Source organism: Eleftheria terrae (genome assembly GCF_030419005.1).
GTDB classification, from domain to species: Bacteria; Pseudomonadota; Gammaproteobacteria; order Burkholderiales; family Burkholderiaceae_C; genus Caldimonas; species Caldimonas terrae.
This window is the reverse complement of the sequence record NZ_CP106951.1, coordinates 928,168-948,919: the sequence shown is the minus strand read 5'-3', so window position 1 is coordinate 948,919 and position 20,752 is coordinate 928,168. Positions and strand designations below refer to the sequence as shown.

General features: G+C 72.1%; 15 protein-coding genes. 6 read left to right on the top strand and 9 right to left on the bottom strand.

Annotated features, from left to right (window positions below; all coding sequences use genetic code 11):
• Positions 1-2: 2 nt before the first annotated feature.
• Entirely contained in the window at positions 3-563 is a 561-nt protein-coding gene (locus tag N7L95_RS04230; protein ID WP_301258572.1) for a hypothetical protein, read from the bottom strand.
• Positions 563-943: a YfeK family protein gene (locus tag N7L95_RS04225; RefSeq protein WP_301258571.1), complete on the bottom strand. Its 381-nt coding sequence runs from the start codon at positions 941-943 to the stop codon at positions 563-565. The genes N7L95_RS04230 and N7L95_RS04225 overlap by 1 nt, the downstream gene beginning before the upstream one ends.
• Before the next feature lie 104 nt (positions 944-1,047).
• Here N7L95_RS04225 and N7L95_RS04220 point away from each other — a divergent pair, with 104 nt between their 5' ends.
• On the top strand, positions 1,048-1,851 hold the full coding sequence (locus tag N7L95_RS04220) for a substrate-binding periplasmic protein (protein ID WP_301258570.1): 804 nt from the start codon (positions 1,048-1,050) through the stop codon (positions 1,849-1,851).
• A 32-nt stretch (positions 1,852-1,883) separates the two neighbouring features.
• Here the strand turns inward: N7L95_RS04220 and N7L95_RS04215 are convergent, their stop codons facing one another.
• A complete protein-coding gene (locus tag N7L95_RS04215; protein ID WP_301258569.1) occupies positions 1,884-3,767 on the bottom strand; it encodes a sensor histidine kinase in 1,884 nt (627 codons plus the stop codon).
• 275 nt (positions 3,768-4,042) lie between these two features.
• Between N7L95_RS04215 and N7L95_RS04210 the strand changes: the two genes are divergently transcribed.
• On the top strand, positions 4,043-6,556 hold the full coding sequence (locus N7L95_RS04210; RefSeq protein WP_301258568.1) for a PAS domain S-box protein: 2,514 nt from the start codon (positions 4,043-4,045) through the stop codon (positions 6,554-6,556).
• Positions 6,557-6,654: 98 nt separating this feature from the next.
• Here the strand turns inward: N7L95_RS04210 and N7L95_RS04205 are convergent, their stop codons facing one another.
• From N7L95_RS04205 to N7L95_RS04190, 4 genes are all read right to left on the bottom strand, one after another.
• Positions 6,655-7,077, bottom strand: coding sequence for a GFA family protein (locus N7L95_RS04205; RefSeq protein ID WP_301258567.1), 423 nt, complete (start codon positions 7,075-7,077; stop codon positions 6,655-6,657).
• A gap of 88 nt (positions 7,078-7,165) precedes the next feature.
• The gene (locus N7L95_RS04200) at positions 7,166-9,409 is read right to left on the bottom strand and encodes a xanthine dehydrogenase family protein molybdopterin-binding subunit (protein ID WP_301258566.1); all 2,244 of its coding nucleotides are present in this window, start codon (positions 9,407-9,409) and stop codon (positions 7,166-7,168) included.
• Between the two features lie 11 nt (positions 9,410-9,420).
• On the bottom strand, positions 9,421-10,422 hold the full coding sequence (locus N7L95_RS04195) for an FAD binding domain-containing protein (protein ID WP_301258565.1): 1,002 nt from the start codon (positions 10,420-10,422) through the stop codon (positions 9,421-9,423).
• A 10-nt stretch (positions 10,423-10,432) separates the two neighbouring features.
• Positions 10,433-10,993, bottom strand: coding sequence for a 2Fe-2S iron-sulfur cluster-binding protein (locus N7L95_RS04190; RefSeq protein WP_301258564.1), 561 nt, complete (start codon positions 10,991-10,993; stop codon positions 10,433-10,435).
• A gap of 259 nt (positions 10,994-11,252) precedes the next feature.
• Between N7L95_RS04190 and N7L95_RS04185 the strand changes: the two genes are divergently transcribed.
• Both N7L95_RS04185 and N7L95_RS04180 read left to right on the top strand, forming a co-directional pair.
• Positions 11,253-12,068, top strand: coding sequence for a hypothetical protein (locus N7L95_RS04185; RefSeq protein WP_301258563.1), 816 nt, complete (start codon positions 11,253-11,255; stop codon positions 12,066-12,068).
• Positions 12,069-12,241: 173 nt separating this feature from the next.
• Positions 12,242-14,395, top strand: a complete 2,154-nt coding sequence (locus tag N7L95_RS04180) for a PAS domain-containing protein (protein WP_301258562.1) — start codon at positions 12,242-12,244, stop codon at positions 14,393-14,395.
• 542 nt (positions 14,396-14,937) lie between these two features.
• On the opposite strand, the gene N7L95_RS04175 is transcribed toward N7L95_RS04180, so the two are convergent.
• Positions 14,938-16,950 (bottom strand): DUF1266 domain-containing protein, encoded by a 2,013-nt coding sequence (locus N7L95_RS04175; protein ID WP_301258561.1) that lies wholly within the window; start codon positions 16,948-16,950, stop codon positions 14,938-14,940.
• A gap of 159 nt (positions 16,951-17,109) precedes the next feature.
• Here N7L95_RS04175 and N7L95_RS04170 point away from each other — a divergent pair, with 159 nt between their 5' ends.
• The gene (locus N7L95_RS04170; RefSeq protein ID WP_301258560.1) at positions 17,110-17,445 is read left to right on the top strand and encodes a metalloregulator ArsR/SmtB family transcription factor; all 336 of its coding nucleotides are present in this window, start codon (positions 17,110-17,112) and stop codon (positions 17,443-17,445) included.
• A gap of 22 nt (positions 17,446-17,467) precedes the next feature.
• The gene (locus N7L95_RS04165) at positions 17,468-19,771 is read left to right on the top strand and encodes an ATP-dependent DNA helicase (protein WP_301258559.1); all 2,304 of its coding nucleotides are present in this window, start codon (positions 17,468-17,470) and stop codon (positions 19,769-19,771) included.
• Between the two features lie 111 nt (positions 19,772-19,882).
• On the opposite strand, the gene N7L95_RS04160 is transcribed toward N7L95_RS04165, so the two are convergent.
• Positions 19,883-20,677, bottom strand: a complete 795-nt coding sequence (locus tag N7L95_RS04160) for an APH(3') family aminoglycoside O-phosphotransferase (RefSeq protein WP_301258558.1) — start codon at positions 20,675-20,677, stop codon at positions 19,883-19,885.
• Positions 20,678-20,752: the final 75 nt, after the last annotated feature.

The following is a 20,752-nucleotide window of genomic DNA, read 5'->3' as shown; positions in this document are numbered from 1 at the left end:
CCTCAGGCCCGGCCGGCCAGCGCGGCGCGCGGGCGCTGCCCGGGCGCCGCCTGGCGCAGGCGCTCCACCATCGCCTGGTAGCGCGGCTCGGACACCTGCAGGCAGCGCAGCCAGTTCGCGAAGTAGCGCACCAGGGTGGCGCTGTTCGGATGGTGGCCCAGGTGGTGGGCCTCGAAGTCCTTGCGGTTCTGCACCTTGTCGGCCACGAGCAGCTGGTTCACCTCGGGCAGCGGGCTGAGCGCGATGGCGTCGTCATCGCCGCGGCAGTGCTGCGAGAGGTAGGCATTGGCGACGGCGCGGTATTCCATTGCCAGCAGCAGCGCTTGCGGGTCGGGCCGGTGCTGCCACCAGGGCGCATCGGCGGCCAGGGCGGCCTGCAGGCTGGTGTCGTCCTGCAGCAGCGGATGCAGGCACCAGGCCTGGCGGGCGCGCAACGAGGCGCCGAGCAGGTCGAGCAGGTACAGGCCCTCGTCGATGTGCCGCATCAGCGGCACCCCCGAGCGCGCGGCGGTTCGGTTCCCGTAGTGCTGCGCGATGGCCGCGTAGTGCCGGTCGTCCTGCATCAGGGCCTGGCGGCGTTGCTGCGGCGGCGGTTCAGCGCCTGGCCGAGCCAGGCCGCGCTTTCCTGTGGCGGGGCGTTGCCGCACTGCACCAGGTAGGGCTGGCCACTCGCACTGCTGCGGCTGGCAGCGCGCTCGATGAAGGACTCGGTGCTGCTGACCAGCTTGCGGTCCTGCAGGTAACGGTACTTCTTCTGCAGGTGCTCCTGTGCTTCGGCGGCGCTGTACCAGCTGCCGTTGCGGTTGAAACGGCAGCCGGACTGGCCGAGGTGGCTCAACAGGCCGGCCACCTCGGCAGCGACGGCGGCGGAAGGCTCGTCGGCGGAGGCGGCGAGGGGCGCTGCCAGGGCCAGCGCCAGGGCCCAGGATGTCAGGTATCGCATGACAGTCATTTTCTTGCATTTGCCGGCGGTCGTTGTTCCCCCGCGAGGGGGGGCGCCCGGGGCCTTGATGGCTATGATGCCCTTCAACAATTGCCAGTAGACGGATGCACGGACACCTATTCTCCATTCTGGCCGCCGTCTTGCTGCTGGCCGGCCGGGCGGGCGGTGCGGCGGCCGCGGGCGAGCCCGTGCTGCGCATCGCCACCGGCGAGCTGCCGCCCTATGCCACCGCCTCGCGCGCCGACCAGGGCGTGGCACTGGCCATCGTGAGGCGCGCCTTCGAACTGCAGGGCTGGCGGGTGCACTACACCTTCCTGCCATGGTCCCGCGCGCTGCGCGAGAGCCGGGCTGGCCGCTGGGACGGCACCGCCTACTGGGGGCGCGCGGCGGAGCGGGAACAGGGCTTCCTGCTCAGCGATGTGGTGTTGACGGAGGAATGGGTGTTCCTCTACCGGCAGGACTCCGGCTTCGACTGGCAGGTGCCGGCCGACCTGCGGCGCTGGCGCATGGCGCTGATCCGCGACTACACCTACACCCCTGAGATGCGCGGCCTGATCGAGGCCGGCGAGCTGAAGGGCGATGCGACGCCCGACGACCTGACCGCCTTGCGCAAGCTGGTGCGCGGGCGGGTGGACGTGGTGCCGGTCGAGCGCCACGTGGCCTGCGAGCTGGTGCAGCGCCACTTCAGCCAGGCCCAGGCCGAGGGCCTGCGCGCGCATCCCCGGCCGATGACGCCGCGGTTCACGACCCACCTGATGCTGCCGCGCCAGCTGCCGGACAGCGCGCGTCGCCTGGCCGCCTTCAACCGCGGGCTGGGCCAGCTGCGCAACAGCGGGGAATACGAGCGGCTGCGCCAGGCGCCGCGCTGCCCCTATGCGTGGGGCAGGGCGCCAGCCGGCGGGCAGTGAAGTGACCCGCCCGGGCACCGGCCGCGCCGCACTCAAGGTGCCAGCGGCAGGGTGATGCTCACGACGGTGCCTTCGCCGGGCGTGCTGAGGAAGTCGAGCGTGCCATCCATCATCGTGACCAGCTGGCGTGTCAGTGCCAGGCCCAGGCCCACGCCTTCGATGGGGCCCTTCTCCTGCCCCAGCCGGTTGAAGGGCTCGAACACCTGGGCCAGGCGGTCGGGCGACACGCCGACGCCGGTGTCCTTCACCGCGATCGTCGCGGTGCCGGCCCGCAGGCACTGCACCGCGATCTCGACCCGGCCCTGCGGGCGGTTGTACTTGATGGCGTTGGTCAGCAGGTTCACCAGGCTCTGGCGCAGCCGGGTCGCGTCGGCCAGCACCGCTGGAGGCGGATCAGGCCAGGGCTGCACTTCGACGCTCACCTCCTTCTGCGCCGCCAGCGCATCGATCAGCGGCAGGCATTCGGCCACCAGCCCCCGCAGCGGGACTGGCCGCAAGTCCACCTGCAGCCGGCCGGCCTCGATCAGGCTCTTGTCGAGCAGGTCGCGGATCAGGGACAGCAGGTGCTGCCCGGCGTCGAAGATCAGCGAGGCGTGCTTGCGCTGGGCTTCGGTCAGGGTCTTGCCGGTGTCGATCAGCAGCAGCTGCGAGAAGCCGAGGATCGCATTGAGCGGTGTGCGCAGCTCATGGCTCATGCGCGACAGGAAGGCCGTCTTGGCCCGGTCGGCGGCTTCGGCCGCGGCGCGCTGGCGGCGCGCTTCCTCCAGGGCCACCCAGTCCGACACATCGCGCAGCAGCAGCACCCGCAGCGGCTGGCCGTTGGCCACGCTGCGGGTGTCGGAGATCTCGACCAGCACGCGGCTGCCGTCGGCCCGCAGGGCGCGGGTGGTTCCATGGCGGGCCGCGCCGTCGGCGGCGCGCGTCGGGCCATAGACCGGCGGCCCGGGCGCTTCGCCATGGGCCAGCTCGGGCAGCAGCTCGGCCAGCGGGCGGCCTTCCAGCTCACCGGGCGCACGGCCGAACAGCTGCCCGGCGGCCGGGTTGGCGCTCAGCACACGGTCGGCGGCGTCGAGCGTGACGATGCCTTCGAGCAGCGATTCGATCAGCGCCGAGATGCGGGCCTCGTTCGCCGCCAGGTCCTGCCCGGCCTGCTGCACCTTGGCTTCGGCCTCGCGCACGCGCTCGACATGCCGCCCGAACTGGCAGAACAGGGCGCCGATCTCGCTGTGCTCGTGGCCGGGCGGCGGCTGCAAGGTGTCGCCCAGCTCGGCGCCGGACAAGGTCTGTGCGGCACGCACCAGCGGCCGGGTGATGGTGTAGTAGAAGACCGCCGCCACCACACCGATCAACACCGCCAGCATCAGCATCGACATCAGCAGGGCCAGCAGCAGGCGTTCGAAGAAGTCGATCTCGATGCTGCGCAGATCCAGCTCGACCCACAGCACGCCCACCCGCTGGCGGTCGTGCGGGTCCAGCAGCGGCCGCTCGTCGGCCGCCAGGGGGCCGAGCAGGTGCACCAGGGCGGCGCCCAGCACCGGCGGGCGGGCCGGGCGTTGCGCCTGGGCCAGGGGCCGGCCCTCATCGTCGAGCAGGCTCACCCTGGCGTAGCGGTGCGAGGCCCACAGCCCCGCCACCACCACCTGGGCCAGCTCCGGGTTGAGTTCGTAAGCCGCCTGGCGGGCCGGGCCGGTGGCGGCGTCCAGCGACTGGCGCAGCGTGAGGCGCAGTTGCTCGCCCTCGACCCGTGCCTGGCCCAGCACCAGCATCACCGACAGCAGCAGCACCGCCGCGACGCCGGCCAGCAGCAGGCTGCGCAGCTGCCGCCAGAGGATGGAGTTGCGCCAATGGACCGATGCGGGCGCGGTGGAGACCGCCGGGCCGGGGCCGGCAGCGGGGCGAGAGGGCGGTGCAGGCATGAGGGCTGGTGTGATGCAAGGCAAGAAGACATCCGCAGGGGGACGCTCGGAAGACGACACGTCCTGCCGCGCCGCACGGGCCGGACACTGCCTGCCCGCGAGCCAACGCGGGGCCGACAGCTTCCGGCAGGGCACCCGCCACCGGGGGCGGCGCATGGGCCCTGGCCGAACGCAAGCCGGGACCGACTATAGGGGAAGGACCGGCCACCGCAAAACGCGGGGCAGGGCGCTGGCCGGGCACGCGCCCTGCTGATCCTCGTCAATTCCGTCCCGCAATGTCCAGCCCGTCCCCGCCCCTGCCGCCGGACGCCGAGTTCGGCGCCGCCGTAGCGCGCCTGCAGGCGCACTACCTGCGGGCGGCCGAGCCGCGCACCGTGTTCGACGCGCTGCTGCCCGACCTGCTCCAGCTGACCGGCAGCGAGTACGGCTTCATTGCCGAAGTCTGGACCGATGCCGACGGGCAGCCCTACCTCAAGCTGTTCACCCTGACCGACATCGCCTGGGACGAGGCCAGCCGCCGGATGCTCGACGAACACCGCGACAGCGGGCTGGAGTTCCGCAACCTGCGGTCGCTGCTGGGCGTGCCCTTGACCACCGGCGAGCCGGTGATTTCCAACCAGCCGGCCGCGGACCCGCGCCGTGGTGGCATGCCGCCCGGGCATCCGGCGCTGCGTGCCTACCTGGGCATGCCGGTGCGCCATGGCGGCGCGCTGGTGGGCGTGGTGGGGCTGGCCAACCGACCCGGCGGCTATGACAGCGACCTGCTGCGCCGGCTCGATCCCCTGTTTTCGGCGGTCGGCGCCGTCATGGGCCAGGTGCAGCTGGAGCGCGAGCGCCGGCAGGCCGAGGAAGCCTTGCGGCGCAGCGAGGCCCTGTACCGCACCATCTTCGAAAGCAGCCAGGTCGGCATTGCGCACGTCGACCTGCAGGGCCGGCTGCTGGATGCCAACCCGCGGCTGTGCCAGATGCTGGGCCGCCCGGCCGAGGAGCTGCGCCAGCTGCGCTTCCACGAGATCTCGCATGCCGACGACCTGCCGCGCGACCTGGCCCTGCTGGAGGAACTGCTGGCCGGCCAGCGGGCCAGCTATGCGCTGGACAAGCGCTTCCTGCGGCCCGACGGCAGCGTGGTGTGGACGCTGCTCACCGTCGGCCTGGTGCGTGATGCGGCCGGCCGGCCGTTGCACCTGGTGTCGTCGCTGCAGGACATCGGCGAGCGCAAGCAGGCCGAAGCGGCCTTGCGTGAAAGCCGGGAACGGCTGCGCAAGCTCACCGACGGCATCGATGGCGCGATCTTCATGGTGCAGCTGGAGGCCGACGGCGCGATGCGGCTGCTGCATGCCAGCCGCGGCATCCGGCGCCTGTTCCGCCTGCCTGAGGATGCGGCCGGCGAGCCGCCCGACCTGGGCCTGCTGATGCAGCGGGTGGAGCCCGAGGACCTGGCGCAGGTGTTGCAGCAATTGCGGGCGGTGTACCAGAGCCTGGAGCCGCTGCACGAGGTGTACCGCGTGCACCTGGAGGACGGCCTGCACTGGCACGAGACGCGGGCCACCGCCGAACGTGATGCCGATGGCCGGGTGCTGTTGTACGGCTTCACCTTCGACGTGACCGAGCGCAAGCAATACGAGCAGGCCCTGATGGCGGCGGAAGCCGCCGAGCGGGCCAACCGTGCGAAGACGGAATTCCTCTCGCGCATGAGCCATGAGCTGCGCACCCCGCTGAACGCGGTGCTCGGTTTCTCGCAGCTGCTGCAGCTGGACGTGCAGCTGCCCCTCACCGCCACCCAGCGCAGCCGCGTGGAGCACATCGAGCGGGCTGGCCAGCACCTGCTGGCGATGATCAACGACGTGCTCGACCTGTCGCGCATCGAGCAGGGCGCCCTGGCCTTGCACCCGGAGGTGCTCCCGGTGGCGCAGAGCGTGCAGGAGGCCAGTGAGCTGCTCGAGACCCTGGCGCGCGACACCGGCATCCGCCTGCTGCCGCCTTGCGGCGATGCCGCGGCCACCGTGCGGGGCGACCGGCTGCGCCTGCGCCAGGCGCTGGTCAACCTGCTCAGCAATGCGATCAAGTACAACCGGCCGGGCGGCGAGGTGGGCGTGTCCTGGCAGGACGATGCACAGCGCCCCGGCTGGCTGCGCATCAGCGTGCGCGACACCGGGCGAGGCCTGAGCGAAGCGCAGCGCGGGCGGCTGTTCGAGCCCTTCAACCGGCTCGGGGCCGAGCGCACCGCGGTGCAGGGCACGGGCATCGGCCTGTTGATCACGCAGCGGCTGGTGCAGCTGATGAACGGCGAGCTGCAGGTCGACAGCACGGCGGGCGTCGGTTCCTGCTTCACCATCGTGCTGCCGCTGGCTGACGCGGCGGCCACCGCCCCGCTGCCACTGGCCAGCGAGCCCGACCCGCCTCCGCCGGCCCACGCGAGCACCGTGCTGTACGCCGAAGACAACCTGCACAACGCCGCGCTGGTGCGGGAGCTGATGCGGTTGCGGCCGCAGGTGCGCCTGCTGGTGGTGCCGAAGGGCCACGATGTGCTGCGGCTGGCCCGGGAACAGCCCCCCTGCCTGTTGCTGATCGACTGGCACCTGGGGGATGCAGCGGCCCAGGCGCTGTGCCGGCAGCTCGATGCCGACCCCGCGCTGGCGCGCTGCCCGCGGGTGGCCCTGTCGGCCGACGCAACGCCCGAGCGGGCGGGGGCGGCCGGCTGCGGCTTCGTCGCCTACCTCACCAAGCCGCTGGAGATGCGGCCGTTCCTGGAGTGCCTCGACCGGTTCGCCGGGCCGGCGGCGGGCTGAGGCGGCTTCGACCGGGCACCGCCGGGTCGTTACCACCGGCTGGTCGTTCCCGGGGCAAGCGGTGGCGCTGGCCGGTTTCCAGCCCGGGCAGCGCCACGCTAGTCGAACTCCGCGTGCTGTGGCAGCCCGTCGGTGATCTCGAACCACGGTGCCTTCGAGCCGACGAAGATGTGGGCGGTGGGCCGGATCCCCGGCGCATCGGCCAGGCTGCCGAGCGCAAGGTGCAGCCATTCCCCGTTGCGCACCACCGAGTACAGAAAGGAGCCGCAGGACCGGCAGCGCACGTCATGGGCGGCGGCGTCGCCGAAGGTCAGCAAGCGGTCCTGGCCCTGCGTGATCGCCAGCTCCGTGCGGCGAATGCCGGCGAAGGCCTTGAAGGCCGAGCCGGTGGCTCGCCGGCACATCGAGCAATGGCAGTTCAAGGCGTACTCGAAGCGGTCGGCCACCCGGTAGCGCACTTCGCCGCACAGGCAGCCGCCGTCGAGCAGGCGGGCATCGGGAGGGGGGGCGGGCTGGTCCATGGGCAAGCGCTCCTGCGGTGGGGAAGGACACCGGCTCTTGTGGCAATGCGCTGGCAGTATGCGCCCGCGCCGGGTCCACGGCGCTGCGCTACAGCAGGTGCTCCACCCGTATCGGCAGTTCCCTCACGCGCTTGCCGGTGGCATGCCAGACCGCGTTCGCCACCGCGGCTGCCACGCCGGTGATGCCGATCTCGCCCACGCCCTTGGCGCCCAGCGGGTTCACATGGACATCGTCCTCGGGCACCACGATGACCTCGATGTCGGCCACGTCGGCATTCACCGGCAGGTGGTATTCGGCCAGGTTGGCGTTGGCGATGCGCCCGTAGCGCGGGTCGCGCAGGCTGTGCTCGTGCAGCGCCATCGAGACGCCCCAGACGATGCCACCCATCAGCTGGCTGCGCCCGGTCTTGGCGTTCAACAGCCGGCCCACCGCATAGGCGCCGACGATGCGCGGCACGCGGATCTCACCCAGCGTGCGGTCGATGCGCACCTCGGCGAACACCGCGCCAAACGCCTGCCTGGCGTGGCGCTCGTCGGCGGGCGCCGATCGGCTCTGGGCACGGGCTTCCAGCGGCCGGCCGCCGTGGCGTGCCAGCAGCGCCTCCACCGGCTCGCCGCGGCCGGCTGCGCCGCAGGCCTGCAGGCGGCCGCCGCCGAGTGCCACCTGCTCATGCGGCAGTTGGTACACCGGGGAGTCGGCATCGGCCACGGCCAATGCCACCAGCCGCTCGCGCAGTGCCAGGCAGGCCGCCTGCACCGCCGATCCCACGCTGGCCACCGTCATCGAACCGCCGGACACCGGCGCCCGCGGCAGGTCGCTGTCGCCAATCTCCACCGTCACGCGCTGCGGCGGCAGGCCCAGCGTGTCGGCCGCCACCTGGGTCAGCACGGTGTAGGTGCCGGTGCCCAGGTCGTGGCTGGCGCATTGCACCCGCAGCCGCCCGTTTGGCTCCCAGCGGGCCAGCGCTTCGGCCGGCATGCGGTTGGCAGGGTAGGTGGCGGTCGCCATGCCCCAGCCCACCTGCCAGTCGCCATCGGTCCATGGCCGGGGCGCCTGGGGCCGGCGCTGCCAGCCGAAGCGCTCGGCCGCCTGCCGATAGCAGGCGACGAGTGATTTGCTCGAGTACGGCAGGCCCTTGTCGGCATCCTCAGCGGCATGGTTGCGCAGGCGGAACTCCAGCGGGTCGAGGCCGGCGGCCACGGCCAGCTCGTCGATGGCGCATTCCAGCGCGAAGCTCCCGGTGGACTCCCCCGGTGCGCGCATGAAGGTGGGCACCGCAATGTCCAGCGGCACGAGCCGATGCGAGGTGCCCACATGCTCGCAGGCATAGAGGGAGCGGGTCAGCAACGCGGCTGATTCGGTCCAGTCCTCGACCCGGGCGGTTTCGGCATGCACCTGGTGCTCGATCGCCGTGAGCCGGCCGCCGGCGTCGGCGCCCAGCCGCAAGCGCTGCTCGGTGGCCGGGCGGTGGCCCACCGGGCCGAACATCTGCGGGCGCTCGAGCACCAGCCGCACCGGCCGGCCCACCTGGCGGGCCGCCATTGCAGCCAGCACCACGTGGGACCACGCCGAGCCCTTGCAGCCGAAGGCGCCGCCCACGTAGGCGTTGATCACCTGCACCTGCCCGGGTGGCAGGCCGAGCCGCTGTGCCACGCTGTCGCGCACGCCCTGCACGTACTGGGTCGTGTCGTGAAGGACGAGCCGGTCGCCTTGCCACTCGGCAAGCGTCGCATGCGTCTCCAGCGGGTTGTGGTGCTCGGTCGGGGTGGCATAGCTTGCCTCCACCCGATGAACGGCCTGCTGCCAGCCGAGCTGCAGATCGCCGCGCAGGCTGTCCGCCGGGCGGCCTTGCACCGCCTTGGGCGCATGCGCGGCGGCACGGCCGGCGACCGGGTCCAGGCAGGCCGGCGCCGGCTCGTAGCGCACCTGGACCCGCTGCGCTGCCTCGCGGGCGGCTTCCAGCGTCTCGGCCACCACCACCGCGATCGGCTGACGATCATGATGGACCTGGTCGTCCTGCAGCAGGAACAGCGTGCGGCCAGCCGGTGGCTTCATGCCGGCGCGCCCACCGTCCGGCACGCGTGGCGCGTTCTCGTGGGTCATGACGGCCAGCACGCCGGGCAGGGCCAGCGCGGCGCTGCTGTCGAGGCCGGCCACGCGGCCGCGCGCGATGCTGCTCAACAGCAGGACCGCATGCGCCATCCCGGGCCGCTGCAGGTCGCCGACATAGTGGGCCTGGCCGCAGACCTTGAGCGGTCCGTCCACACGATCGATCGGCTGGCCCAGCACAGCGGTTGCGGGGGCGCGTTCAGGGCGGGATTCGGCATTCATCGGCAGCGGCCTCATGCGTCGGGGGAGTCGTTGCCAGCGGCCCGGGTGATGGCCCGGGTGATGGCCCGGCGGGCCAGCTCGATCTTGAAATCGTTGTGGCCGTGGCCGCGCGCTCCGTCCAGCAGCAAGCCGGCCGCATCGGCCGCGGCTGCAGCGTCGGGACGGCGACCCAGCAGGGCCTGCTCGGCGGCCGGCACCCGCCACGGCTTGTGAGCGACGCCGCCGAGCGCCAACCCGGCGTCACGCACCCGGCCGTCATCGTCCAGCTCGAGCGCCGCAGCGACCGACACCAGCGCAAAGGAAAAGCTGGCCCGGTCGCGCACCTTGAGATAGTGGCAATGCCGGGCAAATGGCAGTGGCGGCAGCTCGACGGCGAGCACCAGCTCGCCCTCGCGCAGTTCGGTATCGCGCTCGGGCGTGTCACCGGGCAGGCGGTGGAAATCGGCGAGGGCCAGGCGGCGCTCGTCCGCCGCGCTGCGCAAGCGCAGCCGGGCCCGCAAGGCGGCCAGTGCCACTGCCATGTCCGACGGATGGGTGGCAATGCAGTGCTCGCTCGTGCCCAGCACCGCATGCTGGCGGTTGTGCCCTTGCAATGCATCGCAGCCCGACCCCGGTGCCCGCTTGTTGCAGCGGGGAAAGCCGTTGTCGTAGAAGTAGTGGCAGCGGGTGCGCTGCAACAGGTTGCCGCCCACGGTGGCCATGTTGCGCAACTGCGGCGATGCCCCGGCGAGCAGGGCCCGGGCCAGCAGCGGGTGGCGCCGCCGCACCTCGGGGTGGTCGGCCAGGTCGCTGTTGCGCACGCCGGCGCCAATGCTCAGGCTGCCGTCGTCCAGCGGCTCCACCGCATTCCAGGGCAGGCGGCTCACGTCCACCAGGCAGCGGGGCCGGGCAATGCCGCCCTTCATGAGGTCCACCAGCTGGGTGCCGCCGGCGATGAAGACGGCGCCGGGTTCCGCAATCCATTGCAAGGCATCCTCGATCGAGGTGGCGCGGTGGTAGTGCAAGCCTTCCATCCCCGGCCCCTCAGCGCGAGCCCTGGGCGCACACCCGGAGCACCGCCCGCACGATGTGGGGGTAGGCGCCGCAGCGGCACAGGTTGCCGCTCATGCGTTCGCGGATCTCGGCTTCGTCGAGCGCCTGCGGTCCCTGTGGCCACCGGCGGGTGACGGCACTGGCGCAGCCGGCTTCCGCTTCCTGGAGCAGCGCCGCCGCCGAGCAGATCTGCCCCGGCGTGCAGTAGCCGCACTGGAAGGCATCCTCGGCCACGAAGGCCGCCTGCAGCGGGTGCAGCGACTGCGGTGTGCCCAGGCCCTCGATCGTGGTGATGCTGCAGCCGTCCTGCATCACGGCCAGGCTCAGGCAGGCATTGATGCGCCGCCCCTCGCACAGCACCGTGCAGGCTCCGCACTGGCCGCGGTCACAGCCCTTCTTGCTGCCGGTCAGTCCCAGCTGCTCGCGCAGGGCGTCGAGCAGGCTGGTGCGGGCCTCCACCTGCAGTTCGTGTCGCTGACCATTGACCTGCAGCGTGATGGAATAGGTCGGGGGCGGGCCGGCAGGCGGGGAGGGTGGAAGGCGGGCAGTCATGCAGGGTGGGGCAGAAGGGACGGATCGACGCACGGCCGGCGGCCATGCAGCACCTTGCCTTTTTCAGCAAGCGACATTCCCGTCGTGCCGGCGGCGGTGCGCCAGCCATGCAGCAAGGCGGTGCGCGGCCGCCTCCCTGGCCTTGCACTTGCCATGGCGGCCCTTCCACCGCGCCCGTGCAGGGCTGTTGCGGCAGGGCGCCCGGCAGGCGTTATCGTTCACCCATGAACATTGGCATGGCTTGTCCGCGGAGCGCCTCGTGATCGACAAGGAGGCCGTCTTCGTGCTCGGCGCACAGGACCCCGAGATGCGGGAAATCGAACAGGTGCTGACCGACGCTCGGCGGACGGCCCTGCATGCGGCGCACAAGGGCCGCCGCTGCACCGCGCAGAATGCCTATGCGGCAAACGGCGTGGTGCGCGTCGGCCCGGACCAGGTGCACCGGCCCGCCCTGTTGCTGCCCAAGGCGCCGGCAGTCTGGGTGGAATGCGGCTTGGCCGGGCGGGAGCCGGTGTTCCGCGTCGACCACCACCACCCCGGCGACGCCGGCTACACCGTGCCGCCCGAGCACTACCTGCGCGGCTCTTCGCTGGGGCAGGTGCTGGCGCTGCTGGAGCGGGAACCGACCCCGACCCAGCGCCTGCTGGCCGCTGGCGACCATTGCCTGACCGCCGCCTACCAGGGCGCCTGCCCGGGCGTGGACCCCGGCGAGCTGCTGTTCCTGCGCGCCGCCTGGCGGGCCAAGATGAGCGGCCGCACGCTGAGCGATGTGGTCGAAGGCATCCTCGACGCGGCCCGGCGGGTGCGGCAGCACCACGACAGCGAATTCGGCGAAAGCCGCTTCCTCGACCCCACCCAAGTGCCGCTCGACCTCGCCGAGGGCGCTGCCTATGCCGGCCTGCCGGTGCGCTACCGCGCGCTGCTGCCCGAGGGCGTGCTCAAGGAGATGTTCAAGGGCGGCCGGCCCGAGGCGGTGGAGGCCTTCATGGCCGAGCACCGCGATGCCGGCCGCCCGGTGTACGGCAATCCCCACCGCGGCTATGCCGGTACCTACTGGGAGGCGGCAGCCCGCTGAGCCGCCGCAGGCAGCCGGCGCTGCAGGGCGGGCGCCTACAATGTTGGCGCACCCGCCCGCCGGGCTGGTGCCACCCGGCGAGCCGCCGCACGCAGAGCGAGTGCCTTATGCGCCGACGGCGCTGCCGGCCTCGCTCGCCCGCTGCGGCGCTGCGCCTCCTACGCAAGCGCTACATGCCGCACAGAATCAATCACACCGCGCTGTTCAGCCTGTCGCCCAACCCTTACATGGTGCTGGACCTGGCCTGGACCATCGTCGATGCCAACCAGGCCTACCTGGCCGCCACCGGACGCCGCCGCGACGACATCATCGGCCGCAACCTGTTCGAGGCCTTTCCCGGCAACCCGGACGATCCCGACGATGCCAGCGTCGTGCAGCTGCGCCAGTCGCTCGAGCAGGCAGTGCGCGAGCGGCGGCCCCACCATCTGGCGCTGATCCGCTATGCCATCGCGAGCGAGGTGGACGGTCGCACCGTGTTTCGCGAACGCTACTGGAGCGCCACCCACACACCGGTGATGAACGAGGCCGGGCAGGTGGTGGCGGTGTTGCAGCACACGGTGGACGTGACCGAGCTGCAGACGCTGAAGAAGGCGGTGCGCGCGGCAGAGCAGGCGCGTCGCAACGAGATCGAGGCGAGCGTGCTGCAGCGCGCGCAGGCAGTCCAGGCGGCGCACCGTACGCTGGACGTGCAGCACCGCCAGCTGCGCCGGCTGTTCGAGCAGGCCCCTGGTTTCATCGCCGTGTTGCGCGGGCCCTTGCATGTGTTCGACCTGGTCAACCAGGCCTACTACCAGTTGGTGGGCCACCGCGACATCCTCGGCAAGCCGGTGCGCGAGGCCTTGCCGGAGGTGGCCGGCCAGGGCTTCTTCGAGCTGCTCGACCGGGTGCTGGAGACCGGCGAGGCCTTCGTCGGCCGCGGGATGCGGGTGCAGGTGCAGCCCGAGCCGGGCGGGCCGCTGCAGGAACGCTATGTGGACCTGGTGTACCAGCCGGTGCTGGAGGCGGACGGTTCCGTCTCGGGCATCTTCGCGCAGGGGCACGACATCACCGAGCAGCGCCGCGCCGAGGAGGAGCGCGAACGCTACCGCTGCCGGCTGGAAACCCTGGTGCACGAGCGTACCGCCGCGCTGGAGCGCAGCCAGGCCGAGCACGCGCAGACTCAGGCCCAGCTGCAGCACGTGCAGAAGCTGGAGGCGCTGGGCCGCCTCACCGGCGGGGTGGCGCACGACTTCAACAACCTGCTGCAGGTCATCGGCAACAGCCTGCAGCTGCTGCAGCGCCTGACGGCCGGCAATGCCACCGCGCAACGCTGGATCGACGTGGCGAGCAATGCGGTGGCCAATGGCTCCAAGCTGACCGGCCAGCTGCTCGCCTTCGCGCGGCGCCAGCCGCTGGAGCCGCGCACCGTCAACATGGGCCGGCTGGTGCAGGGCATGGACGACCTGCTCAAGCGCGTGCTCGGCGAGACCATCGAGCTGCAGGCGAGTGCGCAGGACGGCTTGTGGAACACCTTCGCCGATCCCTACCAGCTCGAGAACGTGGTGCTGAACCTCGCCATCAACGCGCGTGACGCCATGGGCGAGGCCGGCCGCCTCAGCATCGCGGCCAGCAACACCGTGCTCGACGAGGACGCGGCGCGACGCCACGACGTGGCGCCCGGGCCGTATGTGCTGCTGTCGGTCTCCGACACCGGCAGCGGCATGCCGCCGGAAGTGCTGGAGCGGGCCTTCGAGCCCTTTTTCTCCACCAAGCCGGAGGGCGTGGGCACCGGCCTGGGACTGAGCATGGTCTATGGCTTCGTCAAGCAGAGCGGCGGCCATGTGCAGATCGACAGCGAAGTGGGCCGCGGCACCTGCGTGCGCATCTACCTGCCACGCGCGACCGAGGCCGAGGTGAAACCGCCCGAGCCGGTGGGCGGTGGTGCGGTGCGTGGCGGCGACGAGACCATCCTGGTGGTGGAGGACAACCCGGAGGTGCTGGCCACCACGGTCGAGACGCTGTCCGAGCTGGGCTATCGCGTGCTGAAGGCGCATGACGGCCAGAGCGCGCTGGCCATCGTGCAGAGCGGCCTGCCGATCGACCTGCTGTTCAGCGACGTCGTGATGCCCGGGCCGCTGCGCAGCCACGAGATGGCGCGCCAGGCGCAGGCCCTGCTGCCGCAGATGCGGGTGCTGTTCACCTCCGGCTATACCGAGGACGCCATCGTGCACGGCGGTCGGCTGGACCCCGGCGTGCACCTGCTCAGCAAGCCTTACCGGCGTGAGGACCTGGCGCGCCGCATCCGGCAGTTGCTGCCGACGAAGAACGGGGAGACGGCGTCCGCTTGAGCCCGCACCGCGGGCAAGCGGCCGCCTGGCGGCAAAGTACCAACTTGCGTCGGCGCCGCCCGGCGATGGCCACCCCGACACCTTCTCGGCCTGCAGCCCGGTGCGGCTCGCCGCGACGCGAGGCGCGTCGCCCGCCGCGGCACCGGGCGGCGCAGTGCAGCAGCGTGGCACGGCCCTCGACAGGGACACCGAGGTGGCCCTTGGCGCATGGGGGAATCGAAATCGGTGCGAGTTGACCTGCTTGCCGCCTGGGGGCCTCTCGACGGTGCAGGGAGAAACAACCGCCTGGCCAGGCGATGGCAGGGCGCACGGCACCGCAGGACACGAGCCGGCTCTGGGGCTCGCCTCCCGCAGGGCGGCGGTGTCCGGCCCACGCCGGCGACACGAGCCGCTGACAGCCAATCTATCGATCGCCCGCCTCGACAGGGGGCCTTCCCGGCAGCGATCTGCCGACCTCCGGGGCCACCCGGTGTGAACGCGGCTGGCGGGGCCGGGCGGCCGCAAGCGGTGCCGATGCCGACCTGCCGCCTATGCCGGCCGCCTCAATGCAAGGCGCGGCTGTGCGCCACCCCATGGTGCGGCATGCCGTCCTGGCCGTCGTCCAGTTCCTCCGCGTACCGGTCGAGCCGGACCTCCAGGCCCGCCAGGTCGGCGTCGCTCGCGCGGCGGGCGACGATGCCGGCCAGCACCGACCGCATCTCATGTGCCTCGCTCGGCAGCTCTTCTTGCAGGTAGGTGCGAGCCATGTTGTAGGTGGCCGCGCCATGCGAGCGGGCCAGCGACAGGTCGCCCGGGAAGCGCTGCGCCAGCAGGGCGATGTGGTTGTACATGTCGCGCGCCTTGTGCAGCCGGTCGGCCGCCAGGTGGGCCGACTGGACACACAGCGCGATCGACCCCAGCTTCTGCGCCACCAGCAGGTCGCCCGGGTGGCGTGCTTCCATCTCGGCGGCCAGCTGGAACAGCGCCTGGGCAGCACCCGGGTGCTCGGCCTGGTGGTACAGCAGCACCAGGTCGGCCGCGATGCCACACACCAGGCCGGCGCACACCGGGTCGTGCGGGAAGCGGCGGGCGCTTCGCTCGGCGAGCCGCAGCAGGGCCGAGAGTTCGTCGACGCGCTGCGCCGCACTGTCGCTGCCAGCCAGCTCACGCGCCAGGTGGGCGGCGGCCAGGGCGAGGTTGCGGCCGGCCTGGGCCGACTCGGGGTGGCGGGTGCACAGCAGCTCCAGCCGCTCGCAGGTCTGCGCCGCCTCGCTGGTCTGCGCGGCGCGCACCTGCGCGTGGCACAGCTCTTTCAGGGCCCAGGCGTGCAGGCCGATGACGCGCGGCTGCCCGGCATGGCGCTCGGACAGTTGCGCCAGCATCTCCAGCAGGGCCTGGCTCTGCGCCGCCTCGCCGCTGTGCATCAGCTCCACGCAGAGCGAGGCCAGCGCCCAGGCCTGGCCATCGATCACCTCGGGTGCACCGCCCCAGCGCTCGGCATGCCATGGCACTGGCTGCGCAGCGGCGCGCAGCCCGGGCAAGGCCTGCTGCTTCCACTGCTGGTGGCGGCGTTGCCGGTAGCGGCTCAGCGCAGCGGCGAAGTCGGCGGCGTTGACCCCCAGCCAGATGCCGCGCCCGTACAGCAGCGACAGGAGGTAGGTGTCCCAGTCGGCGAAGCGCTGCGCGGCCAGGCCCACGCGCTGCAGGTAGCACCACGCTTCGCGCGGATGCAGATAGCCCAGGTTGGTGCAGACGCGCGCCAGGTAGGCGGCGCGCTCCAGGTCGTAGGCAGCGGTGCTCAGTTCGCCGGGTGGCAGGCGCTGGCCAACGGTCGCCGGGGCGAGCCGGTGCGCCTGCTCGGTGGCGCTGGCCGCCTGCGCCAGGTGCTCGCGGGCTTGCGCCAGGCTCGCGCAGCCGCGTTGCAGCAGCAGGAAGTTGGCCAGCCCGGCGGCCGCGGCCGCGTCTGCTGGCGGAATGCGGCCGCTGCGGGCGGCTTCCTCGTCGCTGAAGGCGTCGGGCGGCTCCAGGCCGGTGGCCGCCGCGTCGATGTAGCCGCGCTGGCCATAGAGCTCGGCCAACCAGGATTGCAGTTCGGCCAGCGGCCGGCCACTGCACAGCAGCGCCAGCAGGCGGTCCTGGCCGCGCTCGGGTTCGCGGGCGGCGTCGACCAGGTCGTCGATATGGCGGCGGGCGCCGTCTCCGTCGGTGATGCCCCAGCCGTTTTGCAGCGCCTGCTTCATCTCGTCCTGGGGCAGCCGCATGCGCAGGCGGGAAGTGTCGAGGCCGGCGTTCTCCAGCATCACCGCTCCCAGGCCGAGCAGCGGCCGCGACCCGGGCGGCGCCTGCCAGGCGTCGCGCGGCCACGGGGCGACCCTGCGGCGCTGCCGCAGGGACCGGCCCAGCTGCCACAGCGCGTAGCTGCAGCCCAGCGCCAGGAGGCCGCCCGCCGCCAGCAGGTTCAGCTGCGCCTGGTTCAGCCATGGTGCCGCCACGGCACCGGAGCAGGCGGTGCCCAGGGCCAGGGCCGCGGCGAGCGGCCGCGGGCGCAGGCTCAGGCGCAGGAAGGAAAGCTTCATGAGGCGGCTCGACAGACGTCAGGGGAGGGCAGGGGCCGCCGGCGGCCCCTGCACGTGCCCGGCCATTGTCGGCCCTCGGCGGGGGCCGCGGTCCCCCCTGCTGGGGGGTGTTTGCACTGCTATCATGACCGGTGCATTAGCTAATTAGCTAACAAGAGCATGAACATCGACAGTGTTTTCGCCGCCCTGGCCTCCACCCCGCGCCGCAAGATCCTGGCCCTGCTGTCGGCCACCTCGCTGACGGCCGGCGAAATCGCCGCGCGGTTCGACATGACCAAGCCCTCGCTCAGCAAGCACTTGAAGGTGCTCGAGCATGCGGGGCTGGTGCGCAGCGAGAAGAAGGGCCAGTTCGTGCATTACAGCCTGGCCGACGACAACCTGCTCGGCACCCTGCATAACTACCTTGCCACCTTCTGCCCGGTGGGCGGGCCGCTGAAGAAGGAAAGCGCGGCGCTCGCCAAGGCACGTGCCGGTCAGCCGGCAGGGGACGCCTGAGGCCGGTGTCGCCTTAGCCAGCATGCAGTACGTCATCGCGGTCCGCGCCTTGTGCGAGTTCACCGCCAAGCAGGGCGACCTCGACCTGCGCTTCACGCCTTCGCCTTCGGCGCAGGAAGGGGTGGCGGGCCATGGCGTGGTGGCGGGCCGGCGCGGCCCGGGCTACCAGGCCGAGCTGGCCCTGGCCGGCGACTACCGCCACCTGACGGTGCGCGGCCGCGCCGACGGTTGGGACCCCGGCCGCGGCGTGCTGGAGGAAATCAAGACCCACCGCGGCGACCTGGCCCGCCAGCCGGCCAACCACCGGCTGCTGCACTGGGCGCAGCTCAAGGTCTATGGCGCGCTGCTGTGCCGCCAGCTGGGCCTGGCCGAGTTGCAGCTCGCGCTGGTGTACTTCGACATCGGTACCCAGCGCGAGACCGTGCTGGCTGAGCAGCACAGCGCCGAGGCACTGCAGGCCTTCTTCGAGGATCAGTGCGAGCGTTTCCTGCAATGGGCCGACCAGGAGCTGGCCCATCGCGCACGGCGCGACGCGGCCCTGGCGGCGTTGCGCTTTCCACATGCCGACTTCCGCCCCGGGCAGCGCGAGCTGGCCGAAGCGGTGTACCGCGGCGCCGGCACCGGGCGCTGCGTGGTGGCCCAGGCGCCGACCGGCATCGGCAAGACGGTGGGCACGCTGTTTCCGCTGCTCAAGGCCTGCCCCGGGCAGGCGCTGGACAAGATCTACTTCCTCACCGCCAAGACGCCTGGCCGGCAGCTGGCCCTGGATGCGCTGCACCTGCTGGGCAGCGGGCCGGGCGGCCTGCCGCTGCGGGTGCTGGAGCTGGTCGCGCGCGACAAGGCGTGCGAGCACCCCGACAAGGCCTGCCATGGCGACGCCTGCCCGCTGGCCCAGGGCTTCTATGACCGGCTGCCGGCGGCGCGCAGCACCGCCGTGGCGTGCGGCAGGCTGGACAAGGCCGGCCTGCGCGCGGTGGCCCAGGCGCACCGCGTCTGCCCCTACTACCTGGGGCAGGAGCTGGCCCGCTGGAGCGACGTGGTGGTGGGCGACTACAACCACTTCTACGATTCCAGTGCGCTGCTGCACAGCCTGGCCCAGGCCAACCAGTGGCGGGTGGCGGTGCTGGTGGACGAGGCGCACAACCTGGTGGAGCGCGCCCGCCGCATGTACAGCGCCCAGCTCCACAAGGCCGGCTTCGATGCGGTGCGTGCCGCGGCGCCCGCGGCGCTGAAGCCGGCGTTCGACCGGCTGAATCGGGCCTGGAATGCCATCCACAAGGACCAGGCGGCGCCCTACCTGGCGCACCCGGCGATTCCCGAGCGCTGGCGCGAGGCGCTGGACCGGGCGCTCGCCGCCATGACCGAGCACCTGGCCGAGTCGGCCGCCAGCCCCGATGCCAGGCTGCAGGACTTCTACTTCGCCGCGTTGCAGTTCAGCCGGCTGGCCGAGACGTTCGATACGCATTCGATCTTCGACGTGACGCTGGACGAGGCGGCCCGGGCGCGCCGGCGCCAGTCGGTGCTGGCGGTGCGCAATGTGGTGCCGGCGCCCTTTCTGAAGCCGCGGCTGGCCAGTGCACGCTCCACCGCCCTGTTCTCGGCGACGCTGCAGCCGTCGGCCTACTACCGGGACATGCTCGGCCTGCCGGAGGACACCGCCTGGGTGGAGGTGGCGTCGCCTTTCCGGGCCGAGCAGCTGGAGGTGTGGATCGCCGACCACATCTCGACCCGCTATGCCGATCGCGCCCGCTCGTTGCCGGCCATCGTCGCCTTGATGGCTGCGCAGTATGCCGCTCAGCCAGGCAACTACCTGGCCTTCTTCAGCAGCTTTGACTACATGCGCCAGGCGGCCGCTGCATTGCGCGAGCAGCACCCCGCGCTGCCGGTGTGGGAGCAGTCGTCCGGCATGGACGAAGCGGCGCGGGAGCAGTTCCTGGCTCGCTTCACACCAGAGGGCTGCGGCATCGCCTTCGCGGTGCTCGGCGGTGCCTTTGCCGAAGGGGTGGATCTGCCGGGCAAGCGGCTGGTGGGGGCCTTCGTGGCAACACTCGGGCTGCCGCAGGTCAATGTCGTCAACGAACAGGTGAAGCGCTGCATCGACGAGCGCCTGGGTGCGGGCCAGGACTACACCTACCTCTATCCGGGGCTGCAAAAGGTGGTGCAGGCGGCCGGCCGCGTCATTCGCACCACCGAGGACCGGGGGGTGGTCTACCTGATGGACGACCGCTTCGCCCAGCCCCGCGTGCAGCGGTTGCTGCCGTCGTGGTGGGCCGTGCGGCGCATCTCGCGGCGGCTCCAGCCGGCGGTGCTGGCCGACCAAGCATGAGGGCGGCGGCGTGCCTGGGCCACCGCGCGGGCGCTGGGTGAACCGCCTGGCGCGCGCGGCGCGGTCGTGCAGATGAACGGTGCCTGGGCGCCGGGGCCTGGCCGCCTCACCTCAGAAGAACTCGTCCAGCAGCCGGTAGTAGGCGAGCTTGTGCTCGTCGCCCACCGGCAGGCCATACGCTGCCAGGAAACGCCGGCCCCAGGCGTCGCCGAAGTCGGAAACGATCTCGCGGTGGGCGATGGCCAGGTCCTGGTAGCGGTCGGCCACCCCCAGGCGGGCGCAGTCGATGAAGCCGGCGAAGCGGCCGCCGTCCACCATCAGGTTGTCGGGCGTCGCATCGCCATGCACGACCACCAGGTCTTCGGCCGCCGGCCGGCGTGCCAGCAGCTCGGCATGCAGGGCGCGGGCGCTCTTGCCCAGGTGGGCGTCGTCGAAGTCGTCCTCGTCGACCTGGCCGCTGTCGACGCGGCGCGACGCATCCTCGATGCGCCGCGACAGCCGCATGTCGAAGGGGCAGCTGGCCGCGTCCTGCCGATGCAGGGCCAGCAGCGCCTGCGCCAGGATCTCCACCTGCTGCTGCGGCGGCAGCCCGGCCTCGGCCAGCGAGCAGCCGGGCAGGGCCGTCATCAGCAGCCAGGCATGGCCCGCATGCGGGCCGGCCTCGACCACCTGGGGCGCCGGCAGACCCCGGGCCTGCAGCCAGCGCAGGCGGAGCGCCTCGTCGGCCAGTTCGGCATGACCCTCGATCGGCTCGCGCTTGGCATAGAGCGCCGGGCGGTTTGCGGCGTCGAGGCGGAACACCTCGGCCGAGGAACAGCCGGTGGCGACCGCCGTCCAGCGGTAACCGGCGCACAGAGCAGGCCAGGAGGGGGGAAGTTCGGCATCAAGCAGGGGCAGGTTCGACATGCCGGCAGGATAGCAGCGGCATGCCGGGTGGGGGCGGCGACGGCGACCCTCTGCATGGCGTACCGACTCGACCGG

Bases quoted from the DNA above. Each gene is read 5' to 3' on its own strand.
- N7L95_RS04175 (WP_301258561.1), bottom strand. From the start codon at position 16,950: ATGAAGCTTTCCTTCCTGCGCCTGAGCCTGCGCCCGCGGCCGCTCGCC.
- N7L95_RS04215 (WP_301258569.1), bottom strand. From the start codon at position 3,767: ATGCCTGCACCGCCCTCTCGCCCCGCTGCCGGCCCCGGCCCGGCGGTC.
- N7L95_RS04225 (WP_301258571.1), bottom strand. From the start codon at position 943: ATGCGATACCTGACATCCTGGGCCCTGGCGCTGGCCCTGGCAGCGCCC.
- N7L95_RS04165 (WP_301258559.1), top strand. From the start codon at position 17,468: ATGCAGTACGTCATCGCGGTCCGCGCCTTGTGCGAGTTCACCGCCAAG.
- N7L95_RS04170 (WP_301258560.1), top strand. From the start codon at position 17,110: ATGAACATCGACAGTGTTTTCGCCGCCCTGGCCTCCACCCCGCGCCGC.
- N7L95_RS04230 (WP_301258572.1), bottom strand. From the start codon at position 563: ATGCAGGACGACCGGCACTACGCGGCCATCGCGCAGCACTACGGGAAC.
- N7L95_RS04190 (WP_301258564.1), bottom strand. From the start codon at position 10,993: ATGACTGCCCGCCTTCCACCCTCCCCGCCTGCCGGCCCGCCCCCGACC.
- N7L95_RS04180 (WP_301258562.1), top strand. From the start codon at position 12,242: ATGCCGCACAGAATCAATCACACCGCGCTGTTCAGCCTGTCGCCCAAC.
- N7L95_RS04205 (WP_301258567.1), bottom strand. From the start codon at position 7,077: ATGGACCAGCCCGCCCCCCCTCCCGATGCCCGCCTGCTCGACGGCGGC.
- N7L95_RS04195 (WP_301258565.1), bottom strand. From the start codon at position 10,422: ATGGAAGGCTTGCACTACCACCGCGCCACCTCGATCGAGGATGCCTTG.
- N7L95_RS04160 (WP_301258558.1), bottom strand. From the start codon at position 20,677: ATGTCGAACCTGCCCCTGCTTGATGCCGAACTTCCCCCCTCCTGGCCT.
- N7L95_RS04200 (WP_301258566.1), bottom strand. From the start codon at position 9,409: ATGAATGCCGAATCCCGCCCTGAACGCGCCCCCGCAACCGCTGTGCTG.
- N7L95_RS04220 (WP_301258570.1), top strand. From the start codon at position 1,048: ATGCACGGACACCTATTCTCCATTCTGGCCGCCGTCTTGCTGCTGGCC.
- N7L95_RS04210 (WP_301258568.1), top strand. From the start codon at position 4,043: ATGTCCAGCCCGTCCCCGCCCCTGCCGCCGGACGCCGAGTTCGGCGCC.